The organism is Pseudoclavibacter sp. RFBB5 (assembly GCF_002931555.1).
GTDB lineage: Bacteria > Actinomycetota > Actinomycetes > Actinomycetales > Microbacteriaceae > Pseudoclavibacter.
The window spans coordinates 1,061,049-1,073,585 of record NZ_PSTZ01000007.1 but is presented as its reverse complement, the minus strand read 5'-3'; the positions used below and the strand labels follow the sequence as shown (position 1 = coordinate 1,073,585).

General features: G+C 67.8%; 7 protein-coding genes. 6 read left to right on the top strand and 1 reads right to left on the bottom strand.

All coding sequences use genetic code 11. The annotated features are described in order from the left end of the window. Nucleotides 1-6: 6 nt before the first annotated feature. From C5B97_RS12965 to C5B97_RS12945, 5 genes are all read left to right on the top strand, one after another. Nucleotides 7-1,392 (top strand): glutamate decarboxylase, encoded by a 1,386-nt coding sequence (locus C5B97_RS12965; protein WP_219819800.1) that lies wholly within the window; start codon nucleotides 7-9, stop codon nucleotides 1,390-1,392. Between the two features lie 238 nt (nucleotides 1,393-1,630). Beyond that, on the top strand, nucleotides 1,631-3,916 hold the full coding sequence (locus C5B97_RS12960) for an ABC transporter substrate-binding protein/permease (RefSeq protein ID WP_104312405.1): 2,286 nt from the start codon (nucleotides 1,631-1,633) through the stop codon (nucleotides 3,914-3,916). A gap of 107 nt (nucleotides 3,917-4,023) precedes the next feature. Next, a complete protein-coding gene (locus tag C5B97_RS12955; RefSeq protein ID WP_181027020.1) occupies nucleotides 4,024-4,728 on the top strand; it encodes an amino acid ABC transporter ATP-binding protein in 705 nt (234 codons plus the stop codon). An 83-nt stretch (nucleotides 4,729-4,811) separates the two neighbouring features. Continuing rightward, nucleotides 4,812-6,515 carry a glycoside hydrolase family 13 protein gene (locus C5B97_RS12950; protein ID WP_104312403.1) on the top strand — a complete coding sequence of 568 codons (1,704 nt, stop codon included), beginning with the start codon at nucleotides 4,812-4,814 and terminating at the stop codon, nucleotides 6,513-6,515. A 204-nt stretch (nucleotides 6,516-6,719) separates the two neighbouring features. Next, nucleotides 6,720-7,475 carry an SDR family NAD(P)-dependent oxidoreductase gene (locus C5B97_RS12945; protein WP_104312402.1) on the top strand — a complete coding sequence of 252 codons (756 nt, stop codon included), beginning with the start codon at nucleotides 6,720-6,722 and terminating at the stop codon, nucleotides 7,473-7,475. 89 nt (nucleotides 7,476-7,564) lie between these two features. Here the strand turns inward: C5B97_RS12945 and hrpA are convergent, their stop codons facing one another. Further along, nucleotides 7,565-11,494, bottom strand: a complete 3,930-nt coding sequence (gene hrpA, locus C5B97_RS12940) for an ATP-dependent RNA helicase HrpA (RefSeq protein WP_104312401.1) — start codon at nucleotides 11,492-11,494, stop codon at nucleotides 7,565-7,567. Between the two features lie 145 nt (nucleotides 11,495-11,639). Between hrpA and C5B97_RS12935 the strand changes: the two genes are divergently transcribed. Next, nucleotides 11,640-12,473, top strand: a complete 834-nt coding sequence (locus C5B97_RS12935; protein WP_219819814.1) for an aldo/keto reductase — start codon at nucleotides 11,640-11,642, stop codon at nucleotides 12,471-12,473. Nucleotides 12,474-12,537: the final 64 nt, after the last annotated feature.

Below are 12,537 nucleotides of genomic sequence, written 5' to 3'. Positions count from 1 at the left end.
ATGCACATGGACACCCCTGTGACGCCTCCCGCCAGCGAGAATCCCCTGACGATCTTCAGCAGCGCCGATGAGCTCGCGCCGCTTCCGAGGCTAGAGCTGCCCGAGCACGGGACGAGGAGCGAGGTCGCGTACCAGCTCGTGCGTGACGACGCGATGCTCGACGGCAATGCCAGGCAGAACCTCGCCACGTTCGTGAGCACGTACATGGACGAGCACGCCGACCGCCTCTACTCGGAGACGTTCGACAAGAACATCGTCGACAAGGACGAGTACCGACGGACTGCCGAGATCGAGCAGCGGTGCTGGAAGATGATCGCGAACCTGTGGCACGTGCCCGACGTCGCGAAGGCGATCGGTACGAGCACGGTCGGCTCCTCGGAGGCCGCCATGCTCGCGGGCCTTGCCCTCAAGAAGCGCTGGGCCGCTGCGCGCAAGGCCAAGGGGCAGTCGGCGGATGCACCCAACATCGTGATGTCGAGTGCCGTGCAGGTGTGCTGGGAGAAGTTCTGCGTCTACTGGGACGTGGAGGCTCGCTTCGTGCCCATCGACGACGCGCATCCGACGCTGACGGGCGATCAGCTCGACGCCGTCGTCGACGAGAACACCATCGGCGTCGTCGCCATCATGGGCGTCACCTACACGGGCGCGTACGAGCCGGTGAAGGAGATCTCGGCGGCGCTCGACCGGATCCAGGCCGCGCGCGGACTGGACATCCCCGTTCACGTCGACGGCGCGTCCGGCGGCATGATCGCGCCGTTCCTCAACCGGGACCTCGAGTGGGACTTCCGCGTCGACCGGGTCGTGTCGATCAACACCTCTGGCCACAAGTACGGGCTCGTGTACCCGGGCCTCGGCTGGGTCGTCTGGCGAGACGTCGACCTCGTGCCGCCCGAGCTGATCTTCCGGGTCAGCTACCTGGGCGGCGACATCCCCACCCTCACCCTCAACTTCTCGCGCCCCGGCGCGCAGGTGCTGCTGCAGTACTACCAGTTCCTGCACCTGGGCTTCTCGGGGTACGAGCGCGTGCAGCGCGCGACGATGGACGTGGCGCAGTTCCTCGCGCAGGCGATCGACTCCATGGACGAGTTCGTCCTCTTCAACACGCAGCTCGACATCCCCGTCTTCGCCTGGCAGCGCACCGACGCGGGCGGCGCGTGGACCCTCGCCGATGTCTCCGACCGGCTGCGCATGACCGGCTGGCTCGTGCCCTCGTATCCGCTGCCGGACAATCTCTCGGACAGGCTCGTCCAGCGCATCGTGGTTCGCAACGGGCTCGGACGAGACCTCGCCGACGACCTCATGGGCGATCTCCGCGCCGCGGTCCGGGATCTCGAGTCGGGCGCAGCAGGGCGCTCCGGCCGAGGGGATGACAAGCGCGGGTTCACGCATTAGGGAGGTTCCCGTCCCGCATCCCGCGAGATGGAAATCGGCCATCCGCTGCGACGAACGAACATCACAAGGCGAACACGATGTGCGGATCGTGTCATTCAGCAGACTCTCAGGCCGGTAGCGTTGCGCACACAATTCGGCTGAGGCGATCTGCGTCAGCCGACAGACCGGCAGACGCGGGGGCAGCCGGGTTCCGACAGGTTCCAACGCTGCTCCAGGTCTGCCCTGGCCGAGGAGCACGATGCGAACTTCGCTCACCTCACTCCTGCAACGAGTCGCAGACTCACGAAACCAAGTCCTGTCCGTCATCGCGGTGGCACTGCTGCTGCTGTTGACCGGCGGCGCCATCGCGGGAACCGCCCAGGCGGCCACGATCGGCAAGAGCTCGGTCGAGGGACAGACCTTCACGATCGCCACCGACACCACGTGGGCGCCGTTCGAGTTCGAGATCGACGGCGAGCTCCGCGGTATCGACATGGACCTCATCAACGCCATCGCGGATGATCAGGGCTTCACGGTCGACATCAAGTCGCTCGGGTTCGATGGCGCGTTGCAGGCAGTGCAGACCAATGCCGTCGACGGCATGATCGCCGGCATGTCGATCACCGATGAGCGGAAGGGCACGTTCGACTTCTCGAACCCCTACTTCGACTCCGGCATCCAGATGGCCGTCGCCAAGAACAACGGCGACGTCACCACGTACGAGGACCTCGCGGGCAAGACCGTCGCCGCCAAGAACGGCACCGAGGGCTTCACCTTCGCCGAGACCCTGGGCAAGGAGATCGGCTTCACCGTCACCGGCTTCCAGGATGCATCCGACGCGTTCAACGACGTCACGAGCGGCAACTCGGTCGCGGTGTTCGACGACTTCCCGATCCTCCAGTACGGCATCGAGACCGGCGAGATCAACCTCAAGACGGTCACCGAGCCGGAGCGCGCGTCGTCGTACGGCTTCGCGGTCAACAAGGGCCAGAACGCGGAGCTCCGCGAGGCCTTCAACGAGGGCCTGAAGAACGTCGTCGAGAACGGCACCTATCAGGGCATCCTCGACGAGTACCTCGGCGACGGCGCGCCCGACGCGACCAAGATCTCCGGTGGAGTCGTCACGCTCGGCAACGAGGTCATCGAGGACGACGGTCCGGGCACACTGCCCAAGAACCCGCTCTTCGCGGTCGACACCCCGCAGGACAAGGGCTCGTACGTCATCGCGACGGACAACACGTACGCGCCGTTCGAGTTCGAGCAGAACGGCGAGACGATCGGCATCGACATGGACCTGATGCGCGCGATCGCCGCGAACCAGGGCTTCACCGTCGACATCAAGCCGCTCGGCTTCGACGCCGCCCTCCAGGCCGTCCAGTCGGGTCAGGCCGACGGCATCATCGCCGGCATGACCATCACGGATGAGCGCAAGGAGGTCTTCGACTTCTCGGAGCCGTACTTCACCTCCGGTGTGCAGATGGCCGTCGCCGACGGCGACACGAGCATCGCCGGCTACGAGGACCTGGCAGGCAAGAACGTCGCCGTCAAGACCGGAACCGTGGGCGCCACCACCGCCGAGGAGCTCTCGACCGAGTACGGCTTCACGATCCGCACGTTCTCCGACACCGCCGACATGATCGCGGAGGTGCAGACGGGCAACTCCGTCGCACTGTTCGAGGACTTCCCTGTGCTGCAGTACGGCATCCAGCAGGGCAACGGCCTCATGACCGTCGGAGACCCCATCGAGGGTGGCGAGTACGGCTTCGCGGTACTCAAGGGACAGAACGCGGACCTGCTTGAGATGTTCGACGCCGGCCTCGCCAACGCCGAAGACACGGGCGTGCTCGACACGATCAACGACCGCTACCTCGGCAGCGAGGAGGAGTCGGGACAGCTCGGCTTCTTCGAGCTCGTCGTGGCCGCCTTCCCGTCGCTCATGGTCGGCCTCGGCTACACGCTGCTGGCCACCGCTCTGTCGCTCGTCTTCGCCATGATCCTCGGCCTCGCGTTCGGCTTCCTGAAGATCTCGAAGAACCTGCTGCTCCGCGGCATCGCGTCGACGTACGTGAACATCTTCCGAGGCACCCCGGTGCTGGTGCAGGCGTTCTTCTTCTACTTCGGTGTGCCAGCCGTGACGGGCATCTCGCTCGACGCGCTGACGGCCGGTGTGATCACGCTGAGCCTCAACGCCGGCGCGTACATCACGGAGACGGTGCGCTCGGGCATCCAGTCGGTCGACCCCGGCCAGATGGAGGCGGCTCGCTCGCTCGGCCTGACGCGCGGCAAGTCCATGCGTCGAGTCGTGCTGCCGCAGGCGTTCAAGATCATGACGCCGTCGCTCATCAACCAGTTCATCATCACGCTGAAGGACACCTCGCTGCTGTCCGTCCTCGGCTTCGCTGAGCTCACCTACCAGGGCCGCATCGTCATCGCCTCGACCTTCCGGTCGTTCGAGATCTGGCTCGTCGTCGGTGTGCTCTACTTCATCGTCATCTACCTGCTGACGGTCCTCTCCAACTACGTCGACAAGAGGTTCAACAAATGAGTGACGTGAACAACTCAGCGTCGGATGCGTCAGCCGTGGAGCAGACGCCATTCACCGGTCGCTTCGACGCGGTCAACTCGGGCGAGCCGCGCGTGCGCGTCGTCGAGATGCACAAGTCGTTCGGCCCCGTGGAGGTGCTGAAGGGCATCGACCTCGAGATCGCCAACGGCGAGGTCATCGCCATCATCGGTCCGTCCGGTTCGGGGAAGTCGACGCTGCTGCGCTGCCTCAACCGCCTCGAAGAGGTCACCAAGGGCCACGTCTTCATCGACGACGACGACATCACGGCGCCCAAGACGAACCTCGACAAGGTGCGCCAGCGCATCGGAATGGTGTTCCAGCACTTCAACCTCTTCCCGCACATGACCGTGCTGGAGAACGTGACGCTGGCGCCCCGCGAGATCAAGGGCACGAGCAAGGAAGCGGCCAATAAGCGTGGCGAGGAGCTGCTGCGCCGAGTCGGTCTCGATCACCTCATGGACCGCCGCCCCTCGCAGCTCTCCGGCGGACAGAAGCAGCGTGTGGCGATCGCCCGCGCGCTCGCCATGGACCCGGAGATCATGCTCTTCGACGAGGCGACCAGCGCCCTCGACCCCGAGATGGTGGGTGAGGTGCTGCAGGTCATCCGCGACCTGGCCAAGTCGGGCATGACGATGGCCCTGGTCACGCACGAGATGGGCTTCGCGCGCGAAGTCGCCGACCGTGTCGTGTTCATGGCCGAAGGCAAGATCGTCGAGATGGGAACGCCGGACGAGCTGTTCGGCAACCCGAAGGAGTCGCGCACGCAGGACTTCCTCGGGAAGGTGCTCTAGCACTTCCACGTTCCCTGTAGCGAAGAACGCGGCACCCCCTGTCCGGTGGACAGGGGGTGCCGCGTTTCCACTAGCCTGTCGAGGTGACGCTCAACGATGCACCCACAGCAGCCCAGTTCGCGAAGGACACCACCCCCGGATCCGAATGGTGGCGCTCGGCCGTCATCTACCAGGTCTACCCGCGTTCGTTCGCGGACGGCACCGGTGACGGCATCGGCGATCTCGCCGGCGTGACCGCGCACATCCCGGACCTCGCCGACCTCGGCATCGACGCCATCTGGCTCTCCCCGTTCTACCCGTCGCCCCTCAACGACGCCGGCTACGACGTCGCCGACTACTGCGATGTCGACCCAGTCTTCGGCACGCTCGACGAGTTCGACCGGATGCTCGAAGCCGCTCACGAGCGGGGCATCCGCATCATCGTCGACATCGTCCCGAACCACTCCTCCTCGGAGCACGCCTGGTTCAAGGCGGCCGTGGCCGCTGGCCCCGGCAGCCCCGAGCGCGCCCGCTACCTGTTCCGTGAGGGCAAGGGCGAGCACGGTGAGCTGCCGCCGAACAACTGGCAGTCGCTGTTCGGCGGGCCCGCCTGGACGCGCCTCACGGAAGCCGACGGAACCCCCGGCCAGTGGTACCTGCACCTGTTCGACTCGACGCAGCCCGACTTCGACTGGTCGAACCCGGTGGTGCACCAGGACTTCGAGAACATTCTCCGATTCTGGCTGGACCGCGGCGTCGACGGCTTCCGCATCGACGTCGCCCACGGCCTCGCGAAGGAAGACGGACTGCCCGACTACATCCCCGTCGAGAGCAACCTGCCCATCGTCGGCGACCCCCGCACCCCGTACCTCGGCCAGGAGGCCGTGCACGACATCTTCCGCGCCTGGCACCTCGTGGCCGCCGAGTACGACGGCGACCGCGTGCTGTGCGGTGAGGCCTGGCTGCCGAGCGTCGAGGAGATGGCCGAATGGGTCCGCCCCGGCCAGCTGCACCAGACCTTCAACTTCGCGTACCTGCGCGCCCCGTGGGACGCGGACGGACAGAAGGAGGTCGTGACGCGCTCGCTCGCCGCATTCGCCGCATCCGGTGCCCCCAGCACGTGGGTGCTGTCGAACCACGACACGGTGCGCCACGCGACCCGCCTCGCGCTGACCGAGCCGAACGCGCACGGCGCGGGCGTCGGCCCGAAGACACCAGGCCAGCCGGACCCCGTCGTGGGCGAGCGTCGTGCCCGCGCCGCGACCGCGCTCATGCTCGGACTCCCGGGCTCGAGCTACCTGTACCAGGGCGAGGAGCTCGGCCTGCCCGACGTCATCGACCTCGCCGACGACGCACGGCAGGATCCGATCTTCATCCGCTCCGAAGGCGAGCTGTACGGTCGCGACGGGTGCCGCGTGCCCATCCCGTGGGAGGCCGAGGGCGACAGCTACGGCTTCAGCGCGACGGGGGAGTCATGGCTTCCTCAGCCTGAGCTGTGGGCGAAGCTCGCCCGCAGCGAGCAGGTGCACGACCCCGCCTCGACGCTCAACCTCTACCGTTCGCTGCTCGCGCTCCGACGCGAGCACGACCTCGGGCTGGGGGATGCGCGCTTCGAATGGGTCGACGGCTTCGGCGACGAGGTGCTCGCCTACCGGAACGGCGACGTCACCGTCATCACCAACTTCGGCACCGAGCCGGTTGCGCTGCCGGAAGGTCTTCGTGTGCTCGCCCGCAGCGAGGTCGCGCACGTCGAGGATGCGGCTCAGCTGCTGACCGACACGACGGTCTGGCTCGGTGCCGCCGAGTAGCGCCACCGGATCGGGCGCGCCTGGCGCGCCTGCACGCAGCTGCGTGCAGGCGGCGACTCATCACCGAGCTCGCGTGCACGGATACAGCTCACTCGGATCGTACGCCTCTTCGCTGACCCGAGACACAGCCATCTGCGGCTGCGCGGGAGGACACTCGAAGCGACGGCCGGATCCCACCGGCCCAGCCTCGGAAGGAATCAGCAGATGGCATTTCAGGACAAAGTCGCGATCGTGACCGGCGGCGGTTCCGGGATCGGCGAGGCGATCGCCAAGGACCTCGCAGCGAACGGCGTCAAGGTCGTCGTCTCCGACATCAACCTCGAGGGCGCGAAGCGCGTCGTCGGCGAGATCGAGGCAGCTGGCGGCACGGCGTCGCCGTTCGAAGCGAACACGGCCATCGCCGAGGACAGCGTCCGCACCGTCGAGCACGCCGTCGCGACCTATGGCAAGCTCAACTACGCCGTGAACAACGCCGGCATCGGCGGCAAGGCTGCTCCGGCGGCCGAGGTCGAGGTCGACGACTGGAATCGCGTCATCAACATCAACCTGAACGGCGTGCTCTACGGCCTGCGGGCGCAGATCCCAGCGATCCTCGACGCAGGTGCCGGCGAGGGCGCGATCGTCAACATGGCGTCGATCCATGGCACCGTGGCTGCGATCGGCAGCGGCGCGTACACCGCGGCGAAGCACGGCGTCGTCGGCCTCACCAAGAACGCGGCGGCGGAGTACGGTCCGCAGGGTCTGCGCATCAACGCGGTCGGGCCCGCGTACATCCGCACCCCGCTGCTTGAGCAGCACCTGGACGCGGCCGGTTTCGCGGCGCTCGAGGCGAAGCATCCCCTTGGCCGCCTCGGCCAGCCCCAGGAGGTTGCAAACCTCGCCACGTTCCTGCTCTCCGACAAGGCGAGCTTCATGACGGGCTCCTACGTGCTCGTCGACGGCGGCTACACGGCGGTCTAACCCTCAGGCGCGTCATCGCTGCCTGTGAGGCCACCCTCTCGTTCGCTCGAGGGGTTGGGTTCTCAGGCAGCGATCTGCGTTGCGGGGCGCTACTTCTCCGCGAGGGCCTGGCGGATGCGCTTGAGCGAGACGGTCTCGGCCGTGCCGAGCTGCTGCGCGAAGAGGCTCACGCGGAACTCCTCGAGCATCCACCTGGCCTGCACGACGGACGCGGGCGCAGTGCGCGCGACGGGGAACGTGCCCCCGGCCTCCGTGTACAGCGCCGTGGCCTGCTCGACCTGCATGAGCCCAGCGCGCTCGATGCTCGAGTGGCTGAGCACCCGCTCGAGGCGGTACGTGAGCGCGCGCAGGTAGCGGGGCAGGTGCGCGAGGCGCGCGACGCCCGTCTTCGACACGAACCCCGGGTACACAAGCGCCTGGAGCTGCGACCTGGCGTCGGCGAGCGATGGCAGCACCGAGATGTGGTTGGCCGACTTGAGCGCCTTGTTGGCTTCGCGGAAGCGGTCGAGCACCTCGGAGACGAGCTTCGTCTGCGCGAACATGCGGTCGACGAGCGTCGCGTTGAAGGCTTCGCGCAGCTCGTCGAAGGCCGCACGCGTGCGCACGGGCCCGCCGTGCTCCACGGAGTACGCGGCAACCGCATCCTGGGCGAGCGCGGCGACGATGTCGTTGAAGAGCGCCGGTGTCGAGTGGTACGGGCTCGTCGCGAGGGCGAGCTTCTCCTTCGCCGTCAGGTGCTCCTGCACGTAGCTCGCGGGGGAGGGCACCGATGCGGCGAGGAGCGCGGCGACGCCGACCGGATGCTCGCGCGCCTGGTCTTCTGGGGTCGTCACGAGGCGCAGGTCGATGCTGCCCTTGACGACGGCCAGCGACGGGTACGCGCGGATGACGCCGTGCTTGCGCTTGATGTCGATGAGCTCTGGGATCTCGTCGAGCGGCCACTCGGTGAGCCCGTGCTGGTCGTAGCGGAGCTCCGCCGTCGACGCGCTCTGCGCGGGCACCGAGCCGGCCTCGCGCACGCCGTTCCCTGGTCGAGCCGGTGCGGCGACCTGTTGCGTGGCGCGCAGCACCGACGCCTCCGACGCCTTCTTGAGCTTGTCCTGCAGCGTCTTGAGGTCTTCGCCCGTGCCGAGTTCGCGGCCGCGGTCGTCGAGCACCCGGAAGCGCACGCGCAGGTGCGACGGCACACGGCTCCAGTCGAACTCGGAGACGTCGAAGCGGATGCCCGCCTGTCGCTGCATGATCTGCCGGAGCGTGTCGTCGAAGTCGCCAGGAACCTCCTGGCCGAGGTCGGGCCTCGCCTCGCCGAGCTCGCCGAGCAGCTTGTCGGCCCAGTCGGCGGAGGGCACGAAGTTTCGACGGGTCGCCTTCGGCAGCGACTTGAGCAGCGCGATGACGAGCTCGCGGCGCATGCCGGGCACCTGCCAGTCGAAGCCGCGGTCGTCGAGTCGGGACAGGAGGGGCAGCGGGACGTTGACGGTCACGCCGTCGTCGGGTGCGCCCGGGTCGAAGCGGTACCTGAGGCGCAGCCGCTGGTCGCCCTGCTTCCACTCGGTCGGGAACCCGGCACCTTGTTCGTCGGGGTCGGCGTGATCCTCGCCGAGCACATCCGCCCTCGTCATGGTGAGCAGCTGCGGGGTCTGCTTCTGCGCGCCCTGCCACCACTTCTCGAACGTGGACTGCGAGACGACGTCGCGGGGGAGCCGTTCGTCGTAGAACTCAAAGACGGCGTCCTCGTCGTCGGAGTACGAGCCGCGCGACCTGGTGCGCTCCTCGAGGTCGGCGAGGCTCTTGCGCAGCGCCCGGTTCTTCGAGTCGAAGCTGTGGCGGCCGTTCCAGTCGCCCTCGACGAGGGCGTGGCGGATGAACAGGTCGCGCGACCAGGCGGGGTCGATCTTCGAGAACTGCACCGTGCGTCCGCGGACGATGGGCACGCCGTAGAGGGTCACGCGCTCGATCGCGACGGCGGAGCCCTGCTTCTTCTCCCAGTGCGGATCGGAGTGGTTCCGCTTCGCGAGGTCGCCCGCGAGCACCTCGGCCCAGGCCGGATCGATCTTGGCGACGGTGCGCGCGAAGAGGCGGCTCGTCTCGACGAGCTCGGCGGCCATGACGACGTCCGGCTGCTTCTTCGCCTTCGCGAGGCCCGAGCCGGGGAAGATCTGGAAGCGCGTGCCGCGGGCCCCGGCGTAGTCGCGCTTCAACTCGTCGCGGATGCCGATGTGGCTGAGGAGGCCGGCGAGCATGGAGCGGTGGATGGCATCGGCCAGCGCACCGGGCTCCTGCACCTGGCCGGCGGCGGGCCGCTGCACCTTGAGCCCGATGGGGCCGGCGAGCTGACGCAGCTGCCGGAAGACGTCCTGCCACTCGCGGAAGCGGACGAAGTTGATGAACTCGTCGCGGCACTTGCGCCGGAACGCGCTCGAGCCGAGCTCGTGGCTCTGCTCCTCGAGATAGTTCCAGAGGTTCACGAGCGTGAGGAAGTCGCTGGACGGATCGCGGAAACGGGCGTGCAGCTCGTCGGCCTTCTGCCGGTGGTCGAGCGGCCGCTCGCGGATGTCCTGCACCGTCATGCCGGCCACGATGATGAGCACCTCACGGCTCACGTCGTGCTGCTTCGACTCGATGACCATGCGCCCGAAGCGGGGGTCGATGGGCAGGCGGGCGAGGCTACGGCCGATCTTCGTGAGGCGCAGCTGGCTGCTCTTCCCCTGGCTGGCCTTGCCGGGCTCGACGGCGCCGAGCTCGCTGAGCAGGTCGGTGCCGTCCTTGATGCCGCGCGCGTCCGGCGGCTGCAGGAACGGGAACTCGGAGAGCGCGCCGAGGCCGAGCTCGAGCATCTGCAGGAGCACGCTCGCGAGGTTCGTGCGGAGGATCTCGGGCTCGGTGAACTCGGGGCGGCGGTCGAAGTCCGCCTCGGAGTAGAGGCGGATCGCGACGCCCGCCGAGGTGCGGCCGGCGCGGCCGGAGCGCTGCTTGGCGGAGGCCTGCGAGATGGCCTCGATGGGGAGGCGCTGCACCTTGGCACGCGTCGAGTAGCGGGAGATGCGCGCGGTGCCCGTGTCGATGACGGCCACGATGCCCGGCACCGTGAGGCTCGTCTCGGCGACGTTTGTCGCGAGCACCACACGCCGCCGCACGCCCGGTGGGCGCTTGGACTCGAACACGCGGTGCTGCTCGGCGGAGGAGAGGCGCCCGAAGAGCGGGAGCACCTCGGTGGACTCGGGGCGGCGGTCGCGCGCGACGTGCGCGCGGATCGCGTCCTGCGCATCCCGGATCTCCTGCTCGCCCGAGAGGAACACGAGGACGTCACCCGGCAGGTCGCGGTCGAGCTCGTCGAGTGCATCCACGATGCCCTCGAACATGTCGCGCTCTGGAGTCTGCGGGGCCGCGTCCTCGTCCTCTTCACCGGGGAGCGGCGCGTCCGCGACGAGCGGCCGGTAGCGCACGTCGACGGGGAAGGTGCGGCCCGAGACCTCGATCATGGGGGCGTCGTTGAAGTGCTTCGAGAACGACTCCGGGTCGATCGTCGCCGACGTGATGATGACCTTCAGGTCTGGTCGCTTCGGGAGGAGCGTCTTCAGGTAGCCGAGGAGGAAGTCGATGTTGAGGCTGCGCTCGTGCGCCTCGTCGATGATGATCGTGTCGTACTTGCGAAGCAGGCGATCGCGGTGGATCTCGTTGAGGAGGATGCCGTCGGTCATGAGCTTGACGCGCGTCTCGGCCGACACCTCGTCGGTGAAGCGGACCTGGTAGCCGACGAGCCCGCCGATGTCGCCGCCGAGCTCATCGGCGATGCGCTCGGCGATCGTGCGCGCCGCGATGCGTCGCGGCTGCGTGTGCCCGATCATGGTGCGCCCGAGCTCGAGGCAGATCTTCGGCAGCTGCGTCGTCTTGCCCGAGCCGGTCTCGCCCGCGACGATGACCACCTGGTTGGCGGCGATGGCGTCGCGGATCTCGTCCCGCATCTGGCTGACGGGCAGCTCCGGCGGGTAGGAGATCTCGAGGGGCGTCGTAGTCATGAGCAGTTCAGTCTATTGCCAGGTGGCTTGCGAATGTGGCCCGCACCGGCCACTCAGCGGTCGCGATCCGCGCTCGTTCGCTTCCAGCGTCGCTCGCCAACTCGCTTTAGTTGCACACGCTTGGTAAAACTGTGGAATGACCGCATTGCAGATCCCAAACGTATCCCTCAACGACGGCACCAGCATCCCCCAGCTCGGCTTCGGCGTCTTCAAGGTCGACCCGGCGGAGACCGAGCGCATCGTCTCCGACGCCCTCGAGGTCGGGTACCGCCACATCGACACCGCGAAGATCTACGGCAACGAGGAGGGCGTGGGCCGCGCCATCGCGAAGTCGGGCATTCCGCGCGAAGAGCTCTACATCACCACGAAGCTCTGGAACGACGAGCAGGGACGCGACACGCCCCGCGCCGCGATCGACGCGAGCCTCGAGCGCCTCGGCCTCGAGAAGGCCGACCTCTACCTCATCCACTGGCCGACGCCGAAGCAGAAGAAGTACGTCGAGAGCTGGGAGGCGCTCGTCGAGCTGCAGCAGGCCGGTCTCACCACGTCGATCGGCGTGTGCAACTTCTTCGAGTCGCACCTGCGCGACATCATCTCCGCAACGGGCGTGAAGCCGGTCGTCAACCAGATCGAGCAGCACCCGATCTTCCAGCAGCCGGAGCTCGACGCCTACCTGCAGGCCGAGGACATCAAAACCGAGGCGTGGGGCCCGCTCGGCCAGGCCAAGTACCCGCTCTTCGAGCTCGAGCCGGTCAAGGCCGCAGCGGATGCACACGGCAAGACGCCCGCACAGGTCGTCATCCGCTGGCACATCCAGAAGGGCAACATCGTGTTCCCGAAGACCACGTCGCGTGAGCGCATGGTCGAGAACGCTCAGGTCTTCGACTTCGAGCTGTCCGGCGCCGAGTACGACGCCATCACGGCGCTCGAGCGCGGTGAAGAGGGTCGCGTCGCGGCGCACCCCAACGAGGTGAACTAGCCTCCAGCAGGCAACAAGACGGCCGGCGCTCCCTCAGGGGACGCCGGCCGTCTCGCGTGCGCCG

Bases quoted from the DNA above. Each gene is read 5' to 3' on its own strand.
- C5B97_RS12965 (WP_219819800.1), top strand. From the start codon at position 7: ATGGACACCCCTGTGACGCCTCCCGCCAGCGAGAATCCCCTGACGATC.
- C5B97_RS12960 (WP_104312405.1), top strand. From the start codon at position 1,631: ATGCGAACTTCGCTCACCTCACTCCTGCAACGAGTCGCAGACTCACGA.
- C5B97_RS12955 (WP_181027020.1), top strand. From the start codon at position 4,024: ATGCACAAGTCGTTCGGCCCCGTGGAGGTGCTGAAGGGCATCGACCTC.
- C5B97_RS12945 (WP_104312402.1), top strand. From the start codon at position 6,720: ATGGCATTTCAGGACAAAGTCGCGATCGTGACCGGCGGCGGTTCCGGG.
- hrpA (WP_104312401.1), bottom strand. From the start codon at position 11,494: ATGACTACGACGCCCCTCGAGATCTCCTACCCGCCGGAGCTGCCCGTC.